The sequence below is a fragment of the Phyllobacterium sp. GQ127 genome (assembly GCF_059758635.1).
In genome coordinates, this window is the sequence record NZ_JCAXDZ010000004.1 from 71,638 (window position 1) to 97,107 (window position 25,470).

Annotated in this window: 20 protein-coding genes and 1 pseudogene; 8 read left to right on the forward strand and 13 right to left on the reverse strand. The window is 54.1% G+C overall.

The window, feature by feature from the left end; all coding sequences use genetic code 11:
- Positions 1–2 precede the first annotated feature (2 nt).
- The 4 genes from sctQ to sctT are packed head-to-tail and all read left to right on the forward strand — an operon-like array spanning position 3 to position 2,822.
- The gene (gene sctQ, locus AC6CHM_RS15980) at positions 3–1,061 is read left to right on the forward strand and encodes a type III secretion system cytoplasmic ring protein SctQ (protein ID WP_498173717.1); all 1,059 of its coding nucleotides are present in this window, start codon (positions 3–5) and stop codon (positions 1,059–1,061) included.
- Complete coding sequence (gene sctR, locus AC6CHM_RS15985; protein ID WP_115055040.1) at positions 1,054–1,713, forward strand: type III secretion system export apparatus subunit SctR; 660 nt, start codon at positions 1,054–1,056, stop codon at positions 1,711–1,713. The genes sctQ and sctR overlap by 8 nt, the downstream gene beginning before the upstream one ends.
- A 2-nt stretch (positions 1,714–1,715) precedes the next feature.
- Positions 1,716–1,985, forward strand: coding sequence for an EscS/YscS/HrcS family type III secretion system export apparatus protein (locus AC6CHM_RS15990; protein WP_115055039.1), 270 nt, complete (start codon positions 1,716–1,718; stop codon positions 1,983–1,985).
- A gap of 6 nt (positions 1,986–1,991) precedes the next feature.
- Entirely contained in the window at positions 1,992–2,822 is an 831-nt protein-coding gene (gene sctT / locus AC6CHM_RS15995; protein WP_115055038.1) for a type III secretion system export apparatus subunit SctT, read from the forward strand.
- An 11-nt stretch (positions 2,823–2,833) separates the two neighbouring features.
- Here the strand turns inward: sctT and AC6CHM_RS16000 are convergent, their stop codons facing one another.
- On the reverse strand, positions 2,834–5,953 hold the full coding sequence (locus tag AC6CHM_RS16000) for a LysM peptidoglycan-binding domain-containing protein (protein ID WP_498173718.1): 3,120 nt from the start codon (positions 5,951–5,953) through the stop codon (positions 2,834–2,836).
- A 234-nt stretch (positions 5,954–6,187) separates the two neighbouring features.
- Here AC6CHM_RS16000 and AC6CHM_RS16005 point away from each other — a divergent pair, with 234 nt between their 5' ends.
- On the forward strand, positions 6,188–6,571 hold the full coding sequence (locus tag AC6CHM_RS16005) for a hypothetical protein (RefSeq protein ID WP_498173719.1): 384 nt from the start codon (positions 6,188–6,190) through the stop codon (positions 6,569–6,571).
- A 10-nt stretch (positions 6,572–6,581) separates the two neighbouring features.
- Here AC6CHM_RS16005 and AC6CHM_RS16010 read toward each other — a convergent pair.
- The 8 genes and pseudogenes from AC6CHM_RS16010 to AC6CHM_RS16045 form a co-directional block, all read right to left on the reverse strand.
- Positions 6,582–7,304, reverse strand: a pseudogene (locus AC6CHM_RS16010) (amino acid ABC transporter ATP-binding protein); the annotation flags it as partial.
- A 53-nt stretch (positions 7,305–7,357) separates the two neighbouring features.
- Positions 7,358–8,329: an ABC transporter permease subunit gene (locus tag AC6CHM_RS16015; RefSeq protein WP_115055035.1), complete on the reverse strand. Its 972-nt coding sequence runs from the start codon at positions 8,327–8,329 to the stop codon at positions 7,358–7,360.
- Positions 8,330–8,359: 30 nt separating this feature from the next.
- Positions 8,360–9,640, reverse strand: a complete 1,281-nt coding sequence (locus tag AC6CHM_RS16020) for an NAD(P)/FAD-dependent oxidoreductase (RefSeq protein WP_498173720.1) — start codon at positions 9,638–9,640, stop codon at positions 8,360–8,362.
- A gap of 68 nt (positions 9,641–9,708) precedes the next feature.
- Positions 9,709–10,515 carry a transporter substrate-binding domain-containing protein gene (locus AC6CHM_RS16025; protein ID WP_115055033.1) on the reverse strand — a complete coding sequence of 269 codons (807 nt, stop codon included), beginning with the start codon at positions 10,513–10,515 and terminating at the stop codon, positions 9,709–9,711.
- Between the two features lie 189 nt (positions 10,516–10,704).
- Positions 10,705–11,577, reverse strand: coding sequence for a PCC domain-containing protein (locus AC6CHM_RS16030; RefSeq protein WP_498173721.1), 873 nt, complete (start codon positions 11,575–11,577; stop codon positions 10,705–10,707).
- Positions 11,570–12,373 carry an SDR family NAD(P)-dependent oxidoreductase gene (locus tag AC6CHM_RS16035; RefSeq protein ID WP_498173722.1) on the reverse strand — a complete coding sequence of 268 codons (804 nt, stop codon included), beginning with the start codon at positions 12,371–12,373 and terminating at the stop codon, positions 11,570–11,572. Before AC6CHM_RS16035 ends, AC6CHM_RS16030 begins: the two co-directional genes overlap by 8 nt.
- On the reverse strand, positions 12,373–14,274 hold the full coding sequence (locus AC6CHM_RS16040) for a TRAP transporter large permease (RefSeq protein ID WP_498173723.1): 1,902 nt from the start codon (positions 14,272–14,274) through the stop codon (positions 12,373–12,375). Before AC6CHM_RS16040 ends, AC6CHM_RS16035 begins: the two co-directional genes overlap by 1 nt.
- Before the next feature lie 17 nt (positions 14,275–14,291).
- On the reverse strand, positions 14,292–15,308 hold the full coding sequence (locus AC6CHM_RS16045) for a TRAP transporter substrate-binding protein (RefSeq protein WP_354346350.1): 1,017 nt from the start codon (positions 15,306–15,308) through the stop codon (positions 14,292–14,294).
- Between the two features lie 216 nt (positions 15,309–15,524).
- Between AC6CHM_RS16045 and AC6CHM_RS16050 the strand changes: the two genes are divergently transcribed.
- The 3 genes from AC6CHM_RS16050 to AC6CHM_RS16060 are packed head-to-tail and all read left to right on the forward strand — an operon-like array spanning position 15,525 to position 19,230.
- Positions 15,525–16,388 carry an IclR family transcriptional regulator gene (locus AC6CHM_RS16050; RefSeq protein WP_115055028.1) on the forward strand — a complete coding sequence of 288 codons (864 nt, stop codon included), beginning with the start codon at positions 15,525–15,527 and terminating at the stop codon, positions 16,386–16,388.
- The gene (locus AC6CHM_RS16055; RefSeq protein WP_498173724.1) at positions 16,388–17,995 is read left to right on the forward strand and encodes an acyl-CoA synthetase; all 1,608 of its coding nucleotides are present in this window, start codon (positions 16,388–16,390) and stop codon (positions 17,993–17,995) included. The genes AC6CHM_RS16050 and AC6CHM_RS16055 overlap by 1 nt, the downstream gene beginning before the upstream one ends.
- 26 nt (positions 17,996–18,021) lie before the next feature.
- Positions 18,022–19,230, forward strand: coding sequence for a TIGR03862 family flavoprotein (locus AC6CHM_RS16060; protein ID WP_498173725.1), 1,209 nt, complete (start codon positions 18,022–18,024; stop codon positions 19,228–19,230).
- Here the strand turns inward: AC6CHM_RS16060 and AC6CHM_RS16065 are convergent.
- The 4 genes from AC6CHM_RS16065 to AC6CHM_RS16080 all read right to left on the reverse strand — a co-directional run bounded on the left by AC6CHM_RS16065 (position 19,219) and on the right by AC6CHM_RS16080 (position 25,368).
- Positions 19,219–20,799, reverse strand: coding sequence for an ABC-F family ATP-binding cassette domain-containing protein (locus AC6CHM_RS16065; RefSeq protein WP_498173726.1), 1,581 nt, complete (start codon positions 20,797–20,799; stop codon positions 19,219–19,221). The genes AC6CHM_RS16060 and AC6CHM_RS16065 overlap by 12 nt on opposite strands.
- Before the next feature lie 137 nt (positions 20,800–20,936).
- Complete coding sequence (locus tag AC6CHM_RS16070) at positions 20,937–22,655, reverse strand: cation:proton antiporter domain-containing protein (protein ID WP_498173727.1); 1,719 nt, start codon at positions 22,653–22,655, stop codon at positions 20,937–20,939.
- A gap of 177 nt (positions 22,656–22,832) precedes the next feature.
- Complete coding sequence (locus AC6CHM_RS16075) at positions 22,833–23,768, reverse strand: dimethylarginine dimethylaminohydrolase family protein (protein ID WP_498173728.1); 936 nt, start codon at positions 23,766–23,768, stop codon at positions 22,833–22,835.
- A gap of 13 nt (positions 23,769–23,781) precedes the next feature.
- Entirely contained in the window at positions 23,782–25,368 is a 1,587-nt protein-coding gene (locus AC6CHM_RS16080) for a zinc-binding metallopeptidase family protein (protein ID WP_498173729.1), read from the reverse strand.
- Between the last annotated feature and the right edge of the window lie 102 nt (positions 25,369–25,470).

The window sequence follows — 25,470 nt, forward strand, 5'->3', positions numbered from 1 at the left end:
GGATGAACATGCTCGCAGAGACGCAAACATTCTCAAAAACCCGGCCCTTGGACGCAAAGGAGCCCCTTGACTGGCTACCTTCAGTCAACCCGGATCATATTGCCATTTTGAATATGTTTCCGAGGAAGCCCATTTCCGTACAGTTGACCAGGAGCGGGCCTGAAATCGGCATGTATCTGGCCGACAATGCTTCGCTCCTTCTCAATCCAGTTACGGTGCCGGTCGCCATAGGGCCATGGGCCTGTAAACTGGTATTGTCGGCAGGCACGCTTGAGCGTCTTGTTCAGGGATTCGGCATCACCAAAATGATCGCCGGTCTTGAGCCACGCCAGCGTACCATCCTGATCGAACATGTTCTTTCGGAACAATTGGACCGGCTTGAGGAGATTATCGGATATCCCATTCGTTTCGGCGATCAGGAGGAGGTCGCGGATTACGACATCATCTTGCCGTGGGTTCTCGATTTCGACGATTACCCGCGTAATGCTGAATTGCACCTGACGCGTGATTCCGCAAAGCTTCTTGGCAGTGCGATCAAGCAAACTCATGCTCCCGAGGCGACGGAACTGCTGTCGCGTATCGAATTGCCGGTGCAGCTTTGCGCCGGAACGCAGGTCCTGACGATGGCAGAATTGCGCGGTCTTAAAGCCGGTGATGTGATCCTGCGCAGGGAATCATCGGAGGCCGATCCCATTGCCATTCTCTCGGGACGGTTCACTGCTTCAATTACACCGGACGGACAGACACACAGACTTACCAGCGGGTGGAGCCTGCCCGCAAAGAATGGGGAGACTTCGACCATGTCGCAATCCTATACCAACCCTTCCGGATCGGCAGGATTCGAACAAGTTGACGACCTCCCGGTAGAGCTGGTCTTTGAAATCGGCCGCTGCGAACTGCCTTTGAGTGAAATTCGCAAGCTCGGTGAAGGCAGTGTCCTGCCCGCTGCCGCCAGCACTTCAAATGCCGTGAACATATTGGCCAATGGCCGTCTGGTGGGCAGCGGCGAACTGGTGAAGATCGGCGCTGGACTGGGAGTAAGGGTCGTCCGGCTTGGGTGAGTATCAGACCAATCTCATACCGATCATCATTGTTGTCTCGGTTATCGGGCTGATCCCGCTTGCCGTGGTGACAATGACGGGGTTTCTCAAGATCTCCATCGTGCTGTTTCTCATTCGCAACGCCTTGGGTATCCAGCAATCGCCACCCAATCTGGTCCTGTACGGCATTGCGCTGATCCTGACCGTATATGTAACGACGCCGCTCGTGGGCGAGATGTATCGCATTCTGGAAGCCCAGCAGGTCGACACGCAATCAATGGATAGTATGAGGGCCGCCGCAGAAGCCCTGCGACCGCCCTTGCAAGCTCATCTTTCCAAGTTCACCAATGAAAACGAGCGTCAGTTCTTCCTGCAGGCAACCGAGAATGTGTGGTCGCCTGAAGCGCGCGCTGACCTCAAGCCGGATAGTCTGCTTGTGCTCATTCCGGCGTTCGTAAGCTCGGAACTCACTCGCGCATTCGAGATCGGCTTCCTGCTTTATCTGCCGTTTCTGGTCATCGATCTGATCGTCTCGAACGTGTTGATGGCGATGGGCATGATGATGGTGTCGCCGACCCTGATCTCGATACCTTTGAAGATCTTTCTCTTTGTGGCAGTCGATGGCTGGTCCCGTCTGATGCATGGTCTCATACTAAGTTATGGAGGCACGTAGCTGTGGGTCAGACCGCTTTTCTTGCACAGATGCAGAATGCGCTTTTGACGGTTCTGCTTGCTTCGGCACCAGCATTGGGGATCGCCATTATCATTGGCATCAGCGTGGGCCTGATACAGGCGCTGACACAGATTCAGGATCAGACATTGCCACAGGCGGTGAAACTTGTTGCCGTCATGCTTACCCTCATTGTGCTTGGGCCGACACTTGCCGTGCAGGTCGCCAATCTGGCAAGTCATGTGCTTGACAGTTTTCCGGCAATGACGCGTTAGCGGAATATGGACGCTATCTCCAGCACATCGTCCTTCCTTGCCCTCGCCTATCCCTTGCTCGTTGCAATGGCCATAAGCGTTGCCCGCGCGCTGGGCATGATCATGGTCACGCCCGCCTTCATCCGGCTGGGACTGACTGGAATGATCCGCTCCAGCGTTGCGGTGGCGATCTGTATTCCGGCTGTCCCCGGGGTACTGAATGGAATTCTTGCCGAAGGGCAGCTCGGCAGCCTGCTTATTACCGGTCTGCTCGTTAAAGAACTGATTGTCGGCATGATCATCGGCATCGCCTTCGGCATCCCGTTCTGGGGCGCAGAGGTTGCAGGCGATCTGGTCGATCTGCAACGTGGCTCGACATCGGCACAGTTGATCGACCCTTTGCAAGTGAGCGAAACCAGCATTGCCGGAACTCTTCTTGTCTTTGCCCTGCTCGCGCTGTTCTTTATGTCAGGCGGGTTTCTGCTGCTCGTCGATGGCTTCTATAAAAGCTATGAATTGTGGCCCGCGGTCAAATTCGCCCCGGTGATCAACGTGAATGCCATTCCCGCCCTGCTCGGGGTTCTGGACCGCATCATGCAAATCGCGGTCATTTTGATTGCACCTATCGTTCTGGCCCTGCTGCTCACCGATTTGATGCTGGCATATCTTTCGCGCATGTCGCCGCAGCTGCATGTTTTCGATCTGTCGCTTGCCATCAAGAACCTGCTTTTTGCCGTGCTGATGGTGCTCTACATTTCCTATCTGGTGCCCTACATGATGTCAGAGTTAAAGGACCTCCGGGGAACCTCGGACATCATGCGTTCGCTCGTGGATGGCGTACCCCAAAAAGCACCCTGAGGCTCATAGCCTCAGGCCACGGATATGCCAAGCTGCCGGAGGGTGGCATCAATCTGCGCTACGGATTGAGGGCTCGCATCACCGTCATTGATCTTGTCGGCAAGACTTGGAAGCGTCACCGCAGCTTTGCCCGAGGCGCTTTGTGTGCGGTGATTGAGCTTTTGCGGATCAGTGTAGTTTGCATCCCCTTCCGCGGTGGCGGGAAAGCGGGAAACGTCCCCATTCAGACCATCAAGCGTATGATGCAGATTATCACGCAGTGTAGCGAGCTTGTCTTGCGGTATGGCATTGAGCCAGTTGACGAAGCTTTGAAGGTCTGCGGGCTGATCAAGCTTGTAGCCCTTCAGCTCTGCATATTTCACAAGCAATGGAACAGGACTGAACCCTTCGCCGCTCTGATCAACCAGTGTCTTCGCGGTTTCTTGCGATAATTGGGCGTGCTGCAAAAACCGCATGGAGGTGTCTGTCATATAGATATTCGACTGGCGGGTATTCGTAAGAAGCATCTGGCCAATGACCGCAGCTCCTACAATGACCAGACCAACCGGTCCTGCCATAGATCCAGTCCCGAAAGCGGCGAGTATACCACCTGCACCAGCAGCGGCCTGCAGCGTACCCATCTGCCAGTCACCGCCCATATAGGAGCGCGTCGCCAGCACCAGATCGAAGCTTGCACCAACCGACCCCAACCACTTTGCGGCGGTCGTGCTGCTGCTGCCGAAATGCTTCACGGCCATTGAATCCGGGTTGATCTGCTGAAAGCCATTGAGCAATTCGATCGTGCGCTGCCCCACACCGGCAGCATCGATGAAGACCTTGAACTTCATCAATGGGTCCTCACCCGTTCGACTCAATGTCGAGGCCAACCCCACGCCCACGGCGGCCAGTCCAATCAAGCGCAACATCTGGCCGGGAACTGTCGTATTCTTGAACGACTTCATGCCATCATTTGTGTCAGTCAACCTGGCGTCGAGGTTTTTCAACTTCTGGACCATTTGGGCTTCAGTATCACCCGCTGCCGGAAGTGCCTCCTCGACTGCGCTCAATGCTTTCTTGAATTCATCGTCGGGTATGCCAAGCAATTTGGCAGCAGGAGAATTGTGCAAAGAGGCTATGCCAGCCTTGGCTCGCTCAATGCTGGCAGGGTCGTTCGGATTGAGATTCCCGAATGACGGCAAGACCGTCCGGCGCACGATCTGCGTCATTGCTTCTTCTGCAAGTTTCCGGCCACGATCCGTCAAGCGTGCCTGATGGGATAACAGGGAAACAACAGCAGGTTTATCCAGTAGCGCCGGATCATTCTTCAGCGCGACCTGCATAGCCATGACTGATTTGTCGTCGGAAAGGATTTCCTTGATTTTTTCATCGGCAGCGCCCTGTTGAGCAGACAGCTCCGGCGGCAGATTTCCCAATTGGCTTATCTGATTGAGAAGTTGATTGCCCTTTGCGGCAACATCATTTTCCAGCGCCAGCTTCTGATCTGTCCAGCCCTGACCCTTCTCCGCTTCATAATCCGTAATAGCTTTCTCAAGCTGTTCCGGCGTCATTGTGGCGCCGTGATTTGCGATCAGCCATTGGAGCTCCTGCATATGGGCGGAGTATTTGTCGACACTGCCATTCACAGAACCTTTGGAGAATTCAACGACACTCGGGAGGATCGTGTTCTCCAGATAGGCACCTGAGGGAGACGTCGCAGCTCGTTCGATCGGAAAATCAAGGCCTGAGCCTGAAATGATCGCCATACGCATCGATGTGGGGTTTCCAACATCCATGTCTATAAAGTGGTCGATGACGATCTGGCCTTTTGGCGTGTCACCGATTCGACCAAGAATCATATTGAGATTTTGCTGCCCCTCCAGGCCAATGAGGTCACCACCAATCTTCTCCTGCTTGCGTGCGTTTGCAGCCTCTATCGTCGGCAAAGCATCAAGCATCAATTGCGCTGCCAGCTGTGGATCCGCATTTTTGGTCAAGGCTTCCAGTTTGCGCATGGATTCCGCACTATCGCCTTGATCGCTGATCGCCTTTTCAGGATCATAATCCTTGAGCCTCTCTGTCGCCCAAGTCGCAGCATTGCTTATGAGCCCTTTGGCATCGGCATTGCCGTCAATTGCAGCCTGCACTTCTGCCGGCGCTTTGCCATAGGCGGCATTTAACGCATTGAACGCTTCATCCGGTTTGCCCGCTGCCTTCGCATCGTCAATAATCCGCCGTGCCTGCGACTCGATTTCGGGTCCATGATGGGTCGAAGGACGCAGTGTTATGCCAAGCTCTTTGGCCGTGTTTTCCAGCGCGACTTGCGACGGTCCCGCATCGGTCCAGTCGTGATCGTAAAGCGCCTGAAGGGATTTGGTGCGCTCGCCTTCCGGAATGTGTTGAAGATAGTCCTTTACATCCGCTGCAATATTTGCGGTTCCGGCCTTATAGTCAGTGTTTGGATTATCGGAATATTGCAGCTTGTTGCCTGTCGCATAGATTTCCTTTGCAAAGGCTTCCTGAGGATCGGCGATCAACTGCCTCTCTGTGGCAGCGGCTTCTATCGCGCTCAGCGCCGGACTTGCATCCTGCCAATCGCTTTTGTTTCCAATGAGCCTTGAAACGGCGGCCTGCCGTTCACCTGCCGGAAGCCCATCGAGATAGGCCCCTACATCCTGCTGTATGCCTTTGGTTTCACCAGGAAAATCGGTCTTGGATGGATCATCTGCATATTGAAGATTATTTCCGCGCTCATAAAGCTCGTTCTTGAAAGCAGCCTCGCCCGCCGGTACGCCCTTGCTGTCCTTGACGGTGTCCGCAGCCAGATCCGGCGCAATATGAGGAATAATGATGATGTCATTCGGATTGACCAAATCGACTTGATTGTCGTGAAGTCCCTTGTTTGCCTCAACTACGTCGCCAAACCGCACATTGTTATCCTTGGCGATTTCCCAAAGACTATCACCCGGCTGAACCACGATCAGCTTTTCTTTATCGGGGTCGAATGAGCTTGGCCCGCCTGCCTGCGCACGTTCGCGCACAGCCTGCCTGATTTGCTCCACGAAGAGTTGCTGTTGTTGCGTAGAGGTCAGCGGTATCTTGTTGCCATTGGCATCAAAGCGGTTCTTACCATCTACATCTATACGAAAAGACATCGCGTTCTCCTGCCTGATCGGGAAATCGGAATGTTGCTGCTACGCGAAAGAACGCGTGGGACTCACCGGCAACGGCAGGAGAAACATGGAAGATGTGCCTCACAGTTTTATGACATAGGGCAAATTAGAATTGACGGCCTGACAAAATATATTTGCCAATCAGACAGGTTCTCGTCATCATTCCAACAGCAGAGGTAAGACGTTCAGCCATAACTATCCAGAAAGGACGGTTTCTTGGTTCAGTCCATCAACAATGCGGGATCGCAGCAGGCGCTCGAAAGCAATTGGAATGATGAAAATGCCATGCGAAAATTCGAACGCGCGGCGGACGGTGCCACACGCCAACGCAAACACGAAATTCTCGACGACAAGCAAAGGCCAAATTCGGTAGAGCTGGGTGCCAGTTCGAAATCAATCGATCAGAAACCTCTTGCCGCTCCACCCCAGACTTCGTTGCGGCCTGACAAATCTTCATCGGTGGACATCCGTTCCAACATACCACCCGCCATACAGAACGCGGAAGCCAAACCGGCCCCATCCGCCAAGTCGCGATACGTCGCAGCGGCCGTCTTAACGGCGCTCATTGCCATCATCGCCTGCGTGATTTATCTCGCGTAAGAATTCGACCTCAATGCAATATCTGGCTCAAGAATAATTTGCTTCGCTCGTTTTGAGGATTGTCGAAGAATTCGAGCGGCTTGCCCTCTTCAACGATCCGTCCGCGATCCATGAATATGACACGGTCTGCGACCTGTTTGGCAAATCCCATCTCATGGGTGACGCAGACCATCGTCATTCCTTCTTTTGCAAGAGAGACCATTGTATCGAGCACTTCCTTGACCATCTCCGGATCGAGCGCCGATGTTGGCTCGTCGAAGAGCATGACTTTGGGCGTCATGCAGAGCGCGCGGGCAATCGCAACTCGCTGCTGTTGTCCACCTGAAAGCTGTGCCGGAAACTTGCCTGCCTGTTCAGGGATACGCACCCGATCCAGAAAATGCATCGCGGTTTCGATGGCCTGTTTCTTTGGAATTTTACGCACCCACATGGGAGCAAGGATGCAGTTTTGCAGGATCGTCAGATGCGGGAAAAGATTGAAATGCTGGAAGACCATGCCGACTTCGCGGCGGACTTCGTCAATCTGGTCCTCATCTTCCGTCAGCTCTATTCCGCCAACAATGATCCTGCCTTGCTCATGCGATTCAAGTCGGTTGATGCAGCGGATAAGCGTCGACTTTCCTGAACCGGAAGGGCCGCAGATTACTACTTTTTCCTGCGGCGCTATGACAAGATTTATATCATCCAGCGCATGGAAACTGCCGAACCATTTGTGGACGCCATTCAGTTCAATTTCACCGGCGGAAACTATGGGTAGTGTCATGGCATTTCCTTCAAAAGAGGACATCAGCGTTTCAGTGACCTGCCGAAGCGCTCTTCGATACGGGCTTGGATAATCTCCAGGCCAATGGACAGGAGCCAGTAGATCATCGACGCTGTGATCAGCATCTCAATGTGACGGAACTCCTTCTGACCCATTGTGCGAGCAAGATACATGATCTCCCAAACACCGACGACCGATACAAGCGAGGAGTCTTTCAACATTGCGATAAACTGGTTGCCTGTTGGTGGAATGATCACGCGCATGGCTTGCGGTAGAATGACCAGAAACATCGTGTGATTGGGTCGCAGTCCGAGTGCTGTTGCGCCTTCGCTTTGTCCGCGCGGTATGCTCTCGATACCGGCGCGGAAAATCTCTGTCATATAGGCACCATAACACAGCGACAACGCCAGAATGCCCGCCGGAATAGCGCCGATGACATAGCCGACCTGGGGCAGACCCAGATAGATAATGTAAATCTGCATCAACAGCGGCAAACCGCGAAACAGAGAGGTGTAGAAACTGGCAAGGCCATAGACGACGCCGTTTTTCGAAAGTTTGGCGATCGCTCCGATAAGTGCAATCACGGTGGCGATGAATATTGAAATGACCGAGATATAGAGCGTCGTCACGACACCTTGCGTGATGAGAAAGCCGATCTTTTTGGCAATGAAAGAGAAACTCAGATTAAAGGAGTAGAAAAATAAAAGCAGCAAACAAAACAACTCTGCCCAAACGGCACCGATTTGATAGGTGCGCGGCAAAAGTCCAAGGAGCTTCCAGTTAACGGCTATCAGCAACGCGAAAATGATTGCGGCAACGGCACGCGTGGTTTGGGGTGACGCTTCCATGCCCGGAAGAAGCGAGGGGAATATGCTGCCAACCCAAGCTCCACCGACGCCCATCCAGTAAAGCAGCACGGCAACCACCAGAATGGCGAGGGCAGCGCCGACACGTTTCACGGCTTTCGGGTGTGACAGGATGAGCGTGGCAATCATATCAATTCCCCCAATTCAAAAACAGTAATTTTACGCGTGACGTTCCCGCCACCAATCCTGTGCCTGCAGTTTCCAATAGGTCAGCTGCGCAACGGAAAGCCCTGCCAGCCCACCGGCCCAAACAAGGCCAAATGGCTGGAAAAGCCTGTAACGCTCCGATTGTCCAAGCACTGCTTCCGCAATCACCTTGCCGCCCATGGCAGTGGTATTCAGCCCATGGCCGCCAAAGGCGGTGCAGTACCAGACGCCCTGTTGCAACTGACCGATCTGGGGCATCAAATGACGTGCATATGACATCAGGCCCGACCAGGATATTTCGGTTTTCAGTTCGGCAAGTTGCGGATAGGTGCCGACCATTTCCCTACGGAGCTCCGCAGCAACGGCGGCAGAGGATGCCGCTCTGGTCGTGATGCGCCCACCCCAGAGCAGGCGTTTGCCGCCTTCGACAACGCGGTAATAGTCCCCTGCTCTGCGATTATCGCCAACTGCATCTGTCGTCTGGATAGCTGTCCGGATCAGGTCCGGTGCCTCTTCGGACAGCATGACATAGGTGGCAATGGGAAGATAACTGCGCTTGAGCTTGCCGATCAGCCCGGATGTATAGCCGCCGGTCGTGATGACGACATTTCGCGCTTTAACCTTACCCATATCAGTGCTGACAACCTTCTCCGGCTTGGAAAATTCAGTTGAGCTTGCAGTACTGGATTCAAAGATTCTGCCTCCCAGGCGCTCGATTTCCCGTGCCAGGGCGCGCAGGTAATTGAGGGGATGCATGTGGAAGGCCTGTGGGTCCCGCACTGCCTGAAAATATCGCTCCGAGCGGAGTTTCGCCTGCACCTGTTCCCGACTCATATATTCAACTGGATAGTCGAAGGTCCGGTGGAGATATTCGGCTCGCTGCTTCATCGCCTGTTCGTCGCTATAGCGCAGGACACTCATGATCCCATTAACGGGCGCGGCGGATGCAATATTCAATTCGTTGATGGTGTCGCGAACAAACCGCACACCTTCAATGGAAAGCGCATGCAATTTCTTTGCATTTTCGGCTCCTGCCGCCCGTGCGATCGCTTCTCCATCATTGGCAAAACCGGGACTGACGAAGCCGCCGTTCCGGCCCGATGCACCCCACCCGATACGTTGTGCTTCAAGAACGACAACGGCCTGCCCCGCGCGGGCGAGTTGCAGCGCGGTCGTCAGACCAGCCAGCCCCCCGCCGATAATGCAGGTGTCGCACTCGACAGTTCCGGACAAGGCGGAAAAGGATTTATCATCGGCGATGGTGCGTCGATAAAAAGTATCGATATAGTTCATTGGATTCTCATTGCTCGAAGAAGCAGAGGAGCAACGCCGCCTTTCGGCGGCGCGCAGCTTACGCAGCCTTAGTTGGCGCTATAATCCTTGCCGTACCATTTGGTCGTCAGGGTCGCGAGCGTACCGTCAGCACGCATGGCAGTGATGATTTCGCCAACCTTTGCTGTCCATTCCGGATCACCTTTTTCTGCAATAACCACGAGTGGTTCGCGGAAAGCATAGCCACCTTCAAGAATCCGGACGGGATAGCCGTTCTTCACTGCGTTCTGCGCTGTCTGTTCCGGCGCAATGACAGCATCAAGACGTACGCCGTCACCGAGGCGCAAATCATCAAATGGCAGCATGGAATCGGCAAAAGTGCGAATTTCGCCCGGTTCGATCTTGTATTCGACAGGTGGCAATCCTGGCGCGTCGATCTCCAGCTGGCGGCGGATAAAATCTTCGGAGGTCGTCGCGGTCTCAACGCCGATTACCTTGCCGTTCAGATCATCGACGGACTTCGCCTTGCTGTCCTTGTGCACCACATAGACATAGGGGCTGTAATAATAGACCGATGCGAAATCGATAACCTGCGCACGCGCTTTGGTTGGCGTCACTGAACCCACGCCGACATCATAGCGTCCCTGCCAGCGTCCGCCGGTCAAAGTTGCCCAATCCGGCGTCTGAAACGAGACTTCCACACCAAGACGCTTGCCGATTTCTTTGGCCATATCGATATCGAAACCGACCATTTCATTGTTATCGTCAAGATAGCTCTGTGGCGGCCAGCTGCTGTTGGTAGCGACGACCATAGCCTTCTTTTCCATAACGCGGTCAAGCGTTGTGCCAGCCTGAGCGGCGGTGGATGTTGCCAGAACCAAGGCTCCAAAGATCATGCTTTTAAGAACGTTGTTCACACTATTCCTCCTTAGGTGATCGAGCTGTCCTGTCCCCGTATTTATTATTATGTAAGACAGCGGGAGGGAGAATGTGCGCCCCTTATCCAGCGTAAGCAATAGGTGTTGCCCAGCCAGTTGCCGGTGCAGCATCGAAACTTATTGCAATTTCGTTATAGGGTCATGCCCTCACCACATCGGGCGGGCAATTTCTTCCAAGCATAGCTCAAATGTGATGCAGACAGGGTTATCACCACGCTCCAGAAAGCCGCGCGTAATGGTTCCATGGGTATCAACCATTGCAATTTCCAGCCGGGTCGCAGCGACGTCCTCGCTCACAATTCCCTCAAGAACAAACACTTCCGTGGCAATGTCATCGACAATGCTCCCACCCAGATAGCGGGCACCGATCAGACTTCCAACGCTGCCACGAACCAATGCATGTTCGATGCCATGCTTGCGGCATATGGCTTCCAAGGATTCAATAATGTCCTCATTAGGAGCAATACGGGCAAACACTATGCGTGGCCCCTGTTGGCCCGTTTTCAGTTCATCCAACGGTACGGGATGAAACAGCGTAAAGCCGGTTTCTTCGTCAGGCTCGGACACCATTGCGATACTATCAACAGCCCAAGCCGTGGCACGGATCGGCTGACTGACAATTGTCTCGTGCGGAAGGATGTGGCCCGCATTGCGACTGCCATCCGCCTCGTTCCAGATCGCGTGACAATGAATGAATGGTGCGCCATCGCGTTCGCCAAAGGTGACATTGCCGCGCTCGAGTTGCGTTTCACCCATCGGCGAATATTGACCGCTATACCATGCCGCATGAACACCATCGGTCGATAGAGCCGGCATCAGATAGTGAAGCGGGGCAAATGAGCCATCCTCAATGACCAGCGCCGCTGCCCGGATATTTTCTGCAAGCAATGGACGCGCAATCGCGTCGTTGATGCTGAGGCCAGGGGCAAGAGTGAACTCTAACTTATGGCCCTTGCCCTCGAAGCTTTCGAACCGCTGCGCTGCAACCGGACCCGGTTGTATCAGACTGCGATCAGACACCCGCAACCGCCGAACAGCTTTGCCCGCCATCAACGGGGAGGCAGACGCCGGTGATAAACCGTGCTTCGTCGGATGCGAGAAAGACCGCCGCATTGGCCACGTCAAAAGCCGTTCCCATATGGCCCATGGGCACAAGCCGGTTTCTCTCATTGACCATATCTTCAACGGAAGCGTAATTGCCTGAAATCTGTTTATAGATCAGGGGCGTATCTATCAGTCCCGGCATTATGCAGTTGGCCCGAATTCCATGTTTTGCATATTGCATGGCGAGTGCCACTGTAGCCTGATTGACTGCGCCCTTGGCCGTATAATAGGCGAAATAGGGATATCCAGTCCAACGTATCCCGGCCAATGACGAGATGTTGATGATCGCGCCGGATTTCCTCGCCATCATATGGGGCAGGACAGCCTTTGCCGTACGGAAAACCGAGCCGACATTAATATCGAGTGATGCCCGGAAAGCCTCTTCGCCGAGCTCTTCCGGACCGCCTGCCGTCACCACGCCGACATTGTTATGAAGGATATCAATCCTGCCATATTGCCGAATGGCTGTATCGACGACTGCGTTTATAGAACTGGTATCTGTGACATCAACCGCAATTGCGATGCCCGCCAGTCCTTCGCCCGAAATGATTTCGGCCGTTTCCTTCGCAGAATCAAAGCTCAAATCGGCACATAAAACCGTGGCGCCCTCGCGGGCATAGGCCACAGCCGTGGCTTTGCCATTGCTCCAACCCTCTCCTGATGAACCCGCGCCAAAAACAATTGCGATCTTGTCTTTCAATCTGTCTGCCATCAAAGAAATCCAGTCGAAATCCAAGGTATGGCTGCAACCAGAATAGTCCCGATCACAAGCGCGGCAAGGTAACCCCAGATCGGTCTCATGCCCTCATCCGGATTGACGCGGCCAATGGCGCAAGCGGCATAATAGCCAACACCAAATGGCGGCGCGAAAAGGCCAATGCCCATGGCGAGAATAACCACCATTGCATAATGGACCTCGTGCACGCCAACCTGTTGCGCAATGGGAAACAGCAGCGGGCCGAAAAGGACGATTGCAGGAATACCTTCAAGCACACTGCCAAGGATAATGAAGGCGACAATCGAAACCGCCAGAAATGTTATGGGACCGCCGGGCAATGCGCTCATGACTGCAGCGAGGTCACGCGAGAAACCTGACTGCGTCAAGGCCCAGGCCATGGCCGTTGCCGCGCCGATGATAAGAAGGATCGCGCCTGACAATGACGCCGTATCGACGAGCATCGGCTTCAGGCGCTTCCAGTCGAACTGCCGGTAAATCAGCAGGCCCGCCAGAACAGCATAGACAATGCCGATGGTGGATACTTCTGTCGCCGTCGCCACGCCCTCCACGACAGCCGCGCGGATGATGAATGGCAAAGCCAGAGCCGGCAACGCAATCAGGAACGCGCGGCCAATCTGGCTGCCGGTTGCCTTGGTTACGTGGGAAAGGTCCTCATTGCGGTAGCGGTGCCGGACGACAAAGCACAGCATGATGGCAAGCACCACCCCGGGCAGCAATCCCCCGGTAAACAATGCGGCAATTGAAACGCCAGTCACTGAGCCAATTGTGATCAGCACAAGACTTGGCGGTACGGTTTCGGTTTGAGCTCCCGTTGCAGAAAGAAGCGCAACAAGCTCACCCGGTTTTGCGCCGCGCGCTTTCATTTCCGGGAACAGAACGGGCGCAACAGCAGCCATATCAGCCGCCTTCGCACCGGAAATGCCGGAGACGAGATACATGGCACCGATGAGCACATAGGATAATCCACCCCGGACATGCCCAAGCAGGCTGGCGAGAAACTGTACCATGGCTCGCGCCATTCCGGTCATTTCAATAAGTACACCCAGAAAAACGAAGAGCGGAACCGCGAGCAAAATGAGATGCGACATGCCTTCGTCCATGCGCCCTACGACAACCAGCATCGGGACACTTGTCGTCAAAGACAGATAGCCAAATGTCGCCAAACCAAAGGAGAAGGCAATCGGCACGCCGCTTAATACAAGCGCAGCGACAATCCCGACGAAGAATATCAGCAGATTGAGATTACCAAGCGACTTCAAGGATGGACCAAGCAGCCACAAGACCAAAGCAATAGCACCGATGAGAACCACGGCGGTAAAGACATTGCGCAGATTGGAAACCTGAAAAAGCTTGATCAGTGATGAAACAATCATAAGGGCTGCACCAACCGGCAGTGCCGCCGCCCGCCATGCATTGGCAATCTCCAGCGCAGGCGTGGTTATATAGGTTTCTTCATGGGCATAATCATAGGCCGGGTAAATGATCAGCAGGAGGAACGCCAGCGCACCGACCACCGCAACCACGTCGAAAAATGCGCGCCTTGCCGGGTTCATCATGCCAACCAGCGCAGTCATGCGCATATGCTCGCCGCGCCGGAAAGCTACCACTGCACCGAGCATGGCAAGCCAAAGAAACAGGATCGACGCCAGCTCGTCTGACCAGATCAAAGGGCGATGCAAAACATAACGCGCGACGATGCCTGCGAAGAGAATGACCACTTCGGCAACCACCAGGACAGCCACCGGATATTCGACCAGATGGCCGAGAAGCCGGTCACATTTTGAGAGAAAAGATTGGTCGCCGCGTTGTGCAGGAGATAGAATACTCTCCTCGCCTGCAGCGACCGCGCCTTCGGTTATTTTGATTCCGGCCATCGTCTGCGGCTCTTCAATCAGGCCAGCTGTCCGACGACTTTTTCCAGAAGTCCCCAAGCCTCATCGCCATATTTGCCCTTCCACTCGGAATAGAATCCGGCGCTACGCAATGCCTCACGGAATGGAGCAGGATCGGGCGTATTGAATTCGAGGTTTTTGGACCTGAGATCCGCCTGCAAAGTCTCAGTCAATTTGGCAACATCGTCGCGCTCGGCCAGACCGGCAGCATTGATGTTTTTGGAAACAATTTCCTTGATATCGTCCGGAAGCGCTTCCCAGGCGCGGCGGTTCGACAGAAACCAGAACCCATCCCACATATGGCTGGTCAAGGAGCAGTATTTCTGGACTTCATAAAGCTTCGCAGTTGAAATAATGGCGAGCGGATTTTCCTGCCCGTCCACCACCTTTGTCTGCAGCGATGAGTAGACTTCATTGAAGTTAATGCTGGCTGGCGATGACTGGAAAGCCGTGAACATGGATGTCCATAAGGGGCTGACCGGTACGCGAATCTTGAAATTCTTGAGATCGTCGGGCGTTACAATTGGCTTTGTGCTTGATGTGATATGGCGGAAACCATTGTCCCAGATTTTGTCCATGGCAAAGAGATTGGACTTCTCGATCTGCGTACGCACATAGGCGCCAAGTTCACCGTCCATGGCCTTCCAGACCGTTGCACTATCAGGAAAGGCAAAACCGATACCGTTGATTGACGCGGCGGGCACGAGGGTCGAAAGAATAAGTCCAGACAGGGTGAAGAACTCGACCGCACCGGAACGCAATTGGCTCAATGTATCCGTGTCAGAACCGAGCTGGCTTGAGGGAAAGATCGACAGTTCAAACCGGCCGCCTGTCTCTTCCCTGATCTTGTCAGCGGCTTCTTTGGCTCGAATGTTCATTGGATGAGAAACAGGCAGGTTATTGGCATATTTATAAGAGAACTCAGCAGCCATGGCCGGGCGTCTCATAATAAATGGACTGGCAACCAGTGTTGAGCCAGCAGCCAGCAAGATCTGGCGACGTGAAAAATTGTTCATTGAAGTTCCTCCCGGGTATCTCTTGCAGTTCTGCGAACCTGCCGGATAGGGCAACCTCCATTGCCATATCGACACTGCGATCCATATTATAGAATGCGCTCTCTCCTCGTTCCTGGAAAATCATAAACAAACAAAGCGGTCTTGCAATCCTTTTTATGGCATTGTCTTATAAGATTGAATCTTGATCCACATTATGGACCTTTTGGGAAACGGAAGATGGAACAGCGTGTCGCGTCGACATCCGGCCTTAGCGGTGCACAAAGCGTAGACAGGGCGCTTAGTCTGCTAAGCCTCGTCAGCTATTTTGGAGACCAGGGCTCGACCCTTAGCGAGCTTGTTGAACAAGGCGGCTTGAACAAGCCGACGACGCGCCGCCTGCTGCTTGCATTGATGCGTTCGGGCATGCTGGAGCAGGACGAGATGACCCGGCGTTATTTTCTCGGTGAGGAGGCTTACATTCTTGGCACACTGGCTTCGCGCCGCTATGGCCTGCTCCAAATTTCCCGCGACAGCCTGACAACGCTCTCCGCCAAGACCGAAGACACAAGCTTCCTTTCAATTCAGCGGGAAACGTCCTCCGTATGCCTGCACCGCGAGGAAGGCACATACCAAATTCGCACCCATGCCTTGCAAGCGGGCTATCGTCATCCGCTTGGCGTAGGCGCCGGTTCTTTGGCCATTTTATCAGCTTTGCCGGACGAGGAAATCGAAGCCATACTCGAAGCAAACGATCCGGTATTGCAAGCGGAATACCCCAATCTGGGACCCGCTCAAATCCGGGATGATGTTGCGACAACCCGGGAAGCTGGCTTTGCGCTCAATCCGGGCCGAATCCTTGCAAACTCCTGGGCAATCGGGCTTGCGATACACCATCCTGATGGGCGTCCTGCGGGCGCTTTAAGCATTGCCGCCATCGATAGCCGTATGCAGCCCGCCAGGCAGATCGAGCTTGTCGCGCTTATGCAGGTGGAGGCAAGGAAGATTGAGGCGCGGCTCGCCCATCTCCAACCTTTGAATGGACGGATAAAACGTCCTGTCAATCCAGCAAGGCTGGGAACAAAGGTCGAGGGAGCAAATTAATGGCGCAGGCTGAGGGGCTGGCTATTTTGCCTATGAGCAAGCGGGTGATGAACCTTGCCAATTTCCTGAGTGAGGCCGCGCGGCGGTTTCCCAAAGAAATCGGGTTTGTCTGGGGAAATAAAAGCTGGACCTGGTCGCAGATTGACCAGCGTGTCAATGCGATGGCTACGGCCTTGCAAAGCAAATTTGGCGTTGTGCGGGGCGATCGCATTCTCATCCAGTCGCAAAACTGTAACCAGATGTTTGAATCGATGTTTGCCTGTTTCAGGCTTGGGGCCGTATGGGTACCGGCAAACTTCCGGCAAACACCGGAGGAAGTAGCCTATCTTGCCAGTGCCAGCGGGGCAAAGGGCATGATATGCGCTAACGCCTTTCCCGACCATGCCGCTGCATGCCGCGCCTCAAGCAACAAACTGGAATTCATCGTCAGTATTGGCACGAGCAAGTTCGGCGATGAGTATGATGATCTGGTTGACGCATTTTCCGGCCAGACAACGCAAATGGCTTTGGTTAATCACGACGACCCCTGCTGGTTTTTCTTCACCTCCGGCACAACCGGCAGACCGAAGGCCGCCATTTTAACCCATGGGCAAATGGCTTTTGTCATCACAAATCACCTTTGCGACCTGATGCCGGGAACAACACATAAGGACGCTTCGCTCGTCGTTGCTCCTCTGTCTCATGGTGCCGGTATCCATCAGCTCACGCAGGTGGCGCGAGGCTCGAAAACCATTTTGCTGCCTACGGAAAAGTTCGATGCGGCGGAAGCTTGGCGACTGGTGGAAGAATGGAAGGTGAGCAACATGTTCACCGTTCCGACGATCCTCAAGATTCTGACCGAAAACCAGTCTGTCTCAACCTATGATCATTCATCGTTGCGTTATGTGATTTATGCTGGCGCTCCAATGTATCGCACCGACCAGATCCACGCACTCAAGACGCTGGGGCCGGTCCTTGTCCAATATTTCGGCCTCGGGGAAGTAACGGGAAACATCACCGTCCTACCGCCCGCATATCATTTTGCAGAAGACAATGCGCAGGCAAAAATCGGCACTTGCGGATTTGCTCGCACCGGAATGCAGATATCCATTCAGGATGATAATGGCAACGAAGTCAGCGCCGGTGCAACGGGCGAGATCTGCGTCATAGGCCCTGCGGTATTTGCGGGCTATTACAACAATCCCGAAGCCAATGAGAAAGCATTTCGTAATGGCTGGTTCCGGACTGGCGACCTCGGCCATCTGGACGAGGAAGGCTTTCTTTTCATCACTGGCCGCGCCTCTGACATGTATATTTCGGGCGGTTCCAATGTTTATCCCCGTGAGATCGAAGAAAAAATCCTCACACATCCAGACATAAGCGAAGCAGCGGTGATTGGTATTCCCGATCCCGTATGGGGCGAGGTCGGTCTTGCGATCTGCGTGGCAAAAGCTGGCGCGGCGCCCGACGGCGCGGCCATTATCGATTGGCTTGGAAACAAGATGGCGCGGTACAAACTGCCCAAGCGTCTTGTTTTCTGGCCAGAAATGCCAAAGTCCGCATATGGAAAAATTGCCAAGAAGCTGATACGGGACGAGCTCATCAGGCGAAAGGAACTCGACGCCTGATTTCTCCAAACTCGAGCAGGCTGCGTGTGAAACCAAAAGAGATCGCGATTATCGGGGGTGGCCCCGCCGGTCTGGCAGCAGCAGAGGTACTGTCTTTTTCCGGTCATTCGATAACTGTCTATGACAGCATGCCAACGCTCAGCCGGAAGTTTCTGCTGGCCGGCAAGTCAGGGCTGAATCTCACCCATGCCGAAGACTATGGGCAATTTGTGATGCGCTTTGGTTCGGCGTCAGATCGTTTGCGCCCGGCGCTTGACGCTTTTAGTCCGCAGGCCGTTCGAGCATGGGCAGAAGAGCTCGGTGTTGAAACCTTCATTGGCACATCCGGCCGCGTATTTCCAACAGCGATGAAGGCTTCCCCTCTCCTGCGAGCGTGGTTAAAACGGCTGGAAACATGCGGTGTAAAAATTCGTACACGCCACCGCTGGACCGGGTTTTCTGGGAGAGACTATCTGTTTGATACGCCGGATGGTCAAAAAATGATACAGCCGGATGCAGCTTTGCTTGCACTTGGTGGTGCAAGCTGGCCGCGTCTTGGCTCCGATGCCAGTTGGCTCCCATGGCTGCAAAATGCCGGTGTGAATGTTGCTAGCTTTCAACCGGCCAATTGCGGCTTTGAGGTCGCTTGGGATGACATGTTCCGGGAACGTTTTGCCGGTGCGCCCGTCAAATCCGTTACAGCCACTTCCGACGCCGGTACAATTCCCGGCGAATTCGTGATTACCCGCCACGGCATTGAGGGCAGTCTCGTCTACGCGCATGCAGCGAACCTGCGCGAGCGACTGGCATCCCAGGGCAAAGCTGCGCTTCTGGTGGACCTTGTGCCGGGCCGAACGCTGGAACGCTTGGTCAAAGATCTGGCGCGGCAAGGCGGCAAATCAAGCTTTTCGAACCGCCTGAGAAAGGGCGCGCGAATTGATGGTGTGAAGTTGGCTTTGTTGCGTCATTTCGCTGACGACACCGATCTGACAAACCCTGAAAGTACGGCACGGCTCATCAAGCATTTGCCTATCTCTGTTTCAAGACCCCGCCCGATAGCAGAGGCAATATCCTCCGCGGGCGGTATTCGTTGGGACAGTGTTGGCGAAAACTACATGCTCAAAGCAATCCCCGGTCTCTTCGCTGCCGGAGAAATGCTTGATTGGGAAGCGCCGACAGGGGGATATCTGCTCACGGCTTGCTTGGCTACAGGCCGCGCAGCAGGGCGCGGCATTGCCGAATGGCTAAAGTGCTAGCCATTTTTCAATGCCAATTGCCACCAGAAAGTCTTCATCATGACTAACGACAAGCAATGCACCGTCATAAGCATTTAGTGCCGCTTCGATTGCTTCAACAGACATAAGGTCAAGATGATTTGTAGGCTCATCGAGAATCAGCAGATCAGGAGGTGCGTTATTGCCCAACACACAAGCCAGCCCGGCGCGAAGTATCTCTCCCCCGCTTAAGGAGGAGGCCAGCCGTAGCGCACTATCGGCCCGGAAGAGAAACCGTGCCAATGCAGCACGGCAATCATTGTCCGTACTGTCGGGATTCAGGCGTTTGAAATTTTCCAAAATCGTGCTTGCAGGATCAAGCAGGCTGACACTCTGGTCCAGCATGGCGAATGGCCCCGAGCGCTGAATTCTTCCGCTTGTGGGAAGAAGCTCGCCCATTGCGAGACGAAGGAGTGTGGTTTTGCCTGAACCATTGGGCCCTGTAACTGCCATGCGTTCGGAGCCAGTTATTGTAAAGGAGAGCTCGTTGATTATCGGAGCCCGCATGTCCGGCCCACCGAATACTTCATCAAACGCAAGTACAATTTTTCCAGCCGGTGTGCGGGATGCCCCGATCTCGAAGGAGAGTGACTTTAGGCGCTCAATGTTCGAGACGGCCGATTGCAGTTTCTGTTCAGCCTTTTGACGCTGCCTGTCTGCCAATTGCTTGCCACGTCCGGAGCTTTGCTCCGCGCGATCTTCACGTGCGTCCAAAATGAGCTTGCTGAGGCCCGCTTTGCCGCGTGAACGTTTTCCCGCAGAATCCTTTTTGGCCTTGCGCTCTGCAGCAATCTGTATCTTGCGGGAGAGCAGCGCGGCATCGCGTTCGGCAACGATCAATTCGCGTTCTGCTGCTTCTACCTCCCGGCCTTTCTGTTCTTTATAATCGTCCCAATTGCCGCCATATGTTTTTACGCCAAGGCCGGACAATTCGACGATCCGGTCCATCTGGCGAAGTATCTGCCTGTCGTGGCTGACAACCAATGCCCCTCCTTTCCAACGGAGGAGAAAATCCGTCACGGCCTCCCTGCCCTCACGATCAAGATTGTTGGTAGGCTCATCAAGCAGAACAAGATCAGGCTTGCTGAAGATCAGGGCGGCAAGTGCAATTCTGGTTCTTTGTCCGCCACTTAATGTCGACAGATCACGTAGGGGGTCACATTCCTGCATTCCCACCTGTGCCAATGCCTCGATCAACTGTGATTGGAGAGTCCAGTCCGCTTTCTCAAAGTCGGTGGGCGTGCCATTGCCAGCCATAATCCGCCATATCGTTTGATAGGCTTCGGCAACGCCCATCGCGTCGACAACCGTTCTGAAATCTGAGTTGTGAACAGATTGTTCAAGAAGGCCAAGAGAGCCTGTTCGACTGACCGTGCCGGATTGCGGGGCAAAGTCACCCGCAACGAGTTTTAAAAGAGTGGATTTGCCCACACCATTACGCCCGACAAGGCCGGTACAACCACGCTCAAGACTGAGGTCCAGGGATTTGAAGAGTTCGCGGCCTTCAGCCGTGGTGTGGGAAACATTCTGCAGAATGAGAAGAGCTGACATGACCAACCGATAATTCAATTGCGGATAAGGCGAATGAAGTTTCGGTTGTAATTTTCATTGTCGTAAGCTCCTGCGTATGTCCCCCCAAAACTAGGTGCGGAATGTTGTAATATCAAGGCAGCCAGAACGAAGCTGTGTCAGTCATCTGCTTTTTGGCGTGAAACATTCATCTCCGTACGCTCTCTTGCCATAGTGGTAACGGCGGAGCGAAGTCCCGGATATCGCGAGGCGAAAATATTGAAATCCCGGCGGTCAAGGACCAGAAACTGACAGAAATCGATCGCCACGACATCCGCAGTGCGACGTCCGCCGCTCAAGAGCGCCATTTCGCCGAAAAATGCACCGGCATTCAACGGAACATCACCGCTGTCCAGCCGGACTTCCACAGCACCAGCAACGATGAAATACATGCCGTCACCACGATCGCCGACGCGAATGACGCGCTCGCCGGGAGATGCTGATTTGGGTCTGAACAGCAGGAACAACTCTTCGCGCGATGTCTTGTCGAGCTGCGAGAAAAGTGGAAACGTTTCAATAAGCTGCTTAAGCTCCTGCTGGTGTTTCTTGTCGCGCTCTTCTCCCACGGCCCTGATAATAGCCAGTTCGCGCTCCAGCTTCTCATGCTTCATTTTCCCATGCCGGTCGCACCAGATGGGCCACTTGATCAGGACGGTCTTCTTAAGTCTTTCGGCGGCAGCAAAAATCAGCGGGTTGAGAGTAATCGAAAGGATTGCTCCAGCCAGAATGAGGTCTTGCCCCTCCTTGGGAAGAAGCTTCAGCGAAACGCCAAGCCCTGCAAGAATGAAGGAAAATTCGCCGATCTGGGCAAGTCCTGCTGCAACTGTCAGGCCAAGGCCGATCGGATAACGAAGAGCCAGCACAATCCCCAAAGCGATAACGGATTTTCCAAGGATAATGATCAGCAGAGTTCCGATGACCGCCAATGGTTCGCGCAACAGAATGGAAGGATCAAAGAACATCCCGACTGATATGAAAAACAGAACCGAAAAAGCATTCTGGAGCGGCAGTGAATCAGCGGCAGCCCTGTGGCTCAGATTCGACTCACTCATGACGACGCCCGCAAAGAAGGCGCCCAACGCAAATGACACACCAAAAACTTCGGCAGAACCGAACGCAATTCCCAAGGCGATTGCCAGCACGGAAAGCGTGAACAATTCGCGCGAACCCGTACGTGCGATCAGCGTAAGAAGCCACGGCACGACCTTGGGGCCAAGATAGGCCGCCATTATCGCAAAGGCTGCAACTTTCAGCAGCGTAATTGCAAGGTTAAGCGCAAGCTGTGTTCCACTAATGCCAGTGCCGGTTGCACCGAGAACTTCAGCCAATGCAGGAAGCAGAACCAGGGCCAGAACCATGGCCAAATCTTCAACAATCAGCCAACCAACTGCAACGCGCCCGCTCGCGCTGTTAACGAGATTGCGCTCTTCCAGCGCTTTGAGAAGCACGACCGTGCTCGCGACGGACAGGCTAAGCCCGAAAACAACCCCGGCACCAATACCCCATCCGAAAAAAGAACTAAGGCCAATCCCCAACAAACTGGCAAGGAGTATCTGGATGATCGCGCCCGGCACAGCAATATTGCGGACGGCCAGAAGCTCCGATGCGGAGAAGTGCAACCCCACGCCGAACATGAGCAGTATGACGCCCATTTCGGAAAGTTGGCCCGCAAGTCCGCTATCGGCAATAAAGCCGGGCGTGAAAGGCCCCAGAAGAATGCCTGCGAAAAGATAGCCCACCAGCGGCGGCAACCATAATCTGTCAGCCAGATAGCCGCAAATAGCTGCGGCCACGAAGCTGACGGCAACTGTCGAGATCAAAGCTACTTCGCTGTGCACATCAACCCTTGGCGTTCCAGATTGCATTGATAAGTGAAACTATGAAGCGCGAGCCCCAGGCTATTTCAGCCCAAAGTTTCGATAAGAACGCTTACCACTAAATGCAACCAGAATCTCAATGCCGGATTGAATGCTGTGCCGTGTGCACCTCAATATCAGATCAGCTGACCTCTCTTGTTACGCTGGGGACCGCAGCAGTGCCTGCGCCATGCAGTGGATTCCGCCGCCGGTTTTGGAAATCTCGCTCATATCGACTGCCGCAACTTCAAATCCTGTCGCCCTCAGCTTTTCGATCAACGTCTTGCTTGATGTCGGTGCGATGATGCGATCCTTGCCGAGCGACATAAAATTGCACCCAAGATTCATCGTATCCTGAAAAGGCACATCGATTATTTCATGTCCCTTTGCTTTGAGCCAATCGACAATGCCAGGTTCCGTACAGGCAAGGCAAACGGCAGTAAGCTTTGGCGCGATCGGCACGACCATCAGATCAATATGGACATAATATTCGTCGATAAAGGCAAGCCGTGTTTCCCAACCTTCTTTGCGGAACCACTCCTCGACTTGGCGTGCCCCCTCTTCCTGCGTCCGCGCACCGCCGCATCCGATCAGGACGCAGCCTTCTTCAATGACGTTAAAATCGCCACCCTCAAAGGTTCCGTCTGTGACCATATCGTAGATCGGAATACCCAGCCGTTCATAGGTGCGGATCGCCGCGTAGTTTTCTCCGCGTCGCCACCAGTTGGCCATGGCGGTGATGATTGCGCCATAGGGCGTCATGACGCTGGAGTCCCTTGAATAGACCTGCATGGGCAATTCAGGTTCCGGCTCGTGCCAGTGAATATTCACGCCGAAATGTTCGTAGGCGGCCACCAGCTCCTTATGCTGCGCCTGCGCGGTTTGAATGTTGCAGGGAGCTTCACGCAAGTGTTTTCGGGAAAGTGAACTGGTTGCCATATGGCGTAGAAATGCCGGCGATCCCAGCAACACATCAGTCAGCGGATCGGTCTCGTTGCGAAACCCCCAATTGACAAGCGGCTTTGTAGCGCCATTGGGGTTTCGCCGCTTCAATGTGAAAGCATCGGCATCAAAACCATTCTCGTGACGTGTCATTGCTTTCTCCTCATTATGCGGCGTTTGGTATCCACCACTCGGTTCCGCGCGCGGTTGTTATGTATTCGGGCCAACGGAAATGAATTGGCGGTTCGTAATCGCATAGCGGCGCGATCCATTTGGAACCGCCGACACCGCCGCCTGTCCGTTCAATAAACTCATCTTTTGCCGCACGACGGGCCTCGCCATCTTCAAGCAAGCGCAATGCCGTCAGGGCCACTGTCTTTGCGGCGCAAACAATCATCGGATCAATCGTTTCCGATATTCCGCCAAGGGCATTCATGACCCAGCCCGGATAGGCTTTACCCTTTGGCGCTTTCAACGCCGGACGAGCCACGTAGAAGCGCACTGTCGGCGCATGCCAGGTCATGTCGGTGTAGTCATCGGAGGTCGAATTCAACTGCGAGGGGGGCAAGTCACGCCGTAATATGGCTTCTGCATCCTGCGGTGAAATCAAACGCTCGCACTCATCCAGAAAGGGGTCGTCCATGGCGTCAATACCGGCATTGACTTGAATCTCTCGCGCGATTGCTTTTGCAGCCTCGTCCCATTGCGGAGCACCAACATATTTGAGCGCTTCCCAGGTAATATTTGCCATTGCGTGGTTGGCAAGACCGGGCCGAGACTTACAGACCCAATGCCGCTCAACCCTGCAACCGGACATTGCCGCAGCATGCTCGGCGTTTCGATCCAGCGCGGCGGTAATCTTCTCAGCCATGGCGATAGTCGGAACGCGCATCATATACTGAATTTCCGCAAGCCCAGCGGGCAGATTGTCGGCTGTTGCCTGCCCTGCAGTCAGAATTGCCTCGCTGATCGACCAGCCGCCCTGATGCGGCAACATGGAATCGCGCAAGGCTTTTGATGCCATATACATCATCATCAGCGCGTCATTGGCTCCGGGCGCACGCACAGCGGAATGTGATTGCGGAATGGGAGCGCCATCGCTCAACCCCCAAAGTTCAGGCTGATCGCAGATGAATCGATAGATCATCGAATAAGCGGCGCCACAATGCGTATCCCACCGGACAGTGTTGCACAGAGGCAGCATATAGAACGGATGGAACGAGATCATGCCGTCCAATCCGTCATAATAACCTTTGGCTGCGTGGATAGGCTTGGAGCCGCGCACTTTCTCTGCCGGCTCTCCGGTAAATCGCAGGGTTCCGGCAATACCGTGTTTTTCCATTGCCGCCTTTGTGGCCAAGAGACCTCCAAGAGCAGATATTCCGAGTCCCGAATGCGGGTCAGTATGACCACCAGCATGCTCGCTCAGTCCGGAGCGTGGTTGCCGCGACGTGATAGCAGCCTGGCAATTGCCGGGCACCGCATCGTACTCTGCATACATTCCAATGGTTGGCGCCTGTCCCGACATTCCTGCTTTATTGGTCCAATGCGCACAAAATGCAGTCGGCATGCCAGCAGAACCGGCCTCTACATCAAAGCCTTCCTGCCGCAAGCGACGAACATACCAATCTGCAGATCGGTACTCGCGCCAGGCGGTTTCTCCAAAATCAAAAATAGTGCGTGCTGATGCCGAGAGATCAGCCCTGTGATCATCAATGAAATTGAGTGCTGAGACCGATGCTTCCGTGACCACAATTATCTCCCGTTAGACGGCAGATAATCATCTGGATGCAGGGAGAAAAAGTGATATGTTTTCTCAAAACGTGCAAATTCTATTCACCTCTTATCGAAGGCA

Coding starts and splice junctions, on each gene's coding strand:
- sctQ (WP_498173717.1), top strand. CDS start 3: ATGAACATGCTCGCAGAGACGCAAACATTCTCAAAAACCCGGCCCTTG.
- sctT (WP_115055038.1), top strand. CDS start 1,992: ATGGACGCTATCTCCAGCACATCGTCCTTCCTTGCCCTCGCCTATCCC.
- AC6CHM_RS16000 (WP_498173718.1), bottom strand. CDS start 5,953: ATGTCTTTTCGTATAGATGTAGATGGTAAGAACCGCTTTGATGCCAAT.
- AC6CHM_RS16015 (WP_115055035.1), bottom strand. CDS start 8,329: ATGATTGCCACGCTCATCCTGTCACACCCGAAAGCCGTGAAACGTGTC.
- AC6CHM_RS16020 (WP_498173720.1), bottom strand. CDS start 9,640: ATGAACTATATCGATACTTTTTATCGACGCACCATCGCCGATGATAAA.
- AC6CHM_RS16025 (WP_115055033.1), bottom strand. CDS start 10,515: ATGATCTTTGGAGCCTTGGTTCTGGCAACATCCACCGCCGCTCAGGCT.
- AC6CHM_RS16035 (WP_498173722.1), bottom strand. CDS start 12,373: ATGGCAGACAGATTGAAAGACAAGATCGCAATTGTTTTTGGCGCGGGT.
- AC6CHM_RS16040 (WP_498173723.1), bottom strand. CDS start 14,274: ATGGCCGGAATCAAAATAACCGAAGGCGCGGTCGCTGCAGGCGAGGAG.
- AC6CHM_RS16045 (WP_354346350.1), bottom strand. CDS start 15,308: ATGAACAATTTTTCACGTCGCCAGATCTTGCTGGCTGCTGGCTCAACA.
- AC6CHM_RS16050 (WP_115055028.1), top strand. CDS start 15,525: ATGGAACAGCGTGTCGCGTCGACATCCGGCCTTAGCGGTGCACAAAGC.
- AC6CHM_RS16055 (WP_498173724.1), top strand. CDS start 16,388: ATGGCGCAGGCTGAGGGGCTGGCTATTTTGCCTATGAGCAAGCGGGTG.
- AC6CHM_RS16065 (WP_498173726.1), bottom strand. CDS start 20,799: ATGTCAGCTCTTCTCATTCTGCAGAATGTTTCCCACACCACGGCTGAA.
- AC6CHM_RS16075 (WP_498173728.1), bottom strand. CDS start 23,768: ATGACACGTCACGAGAATGGTTTTGATGCCGATGCTTTCACATTGAAG.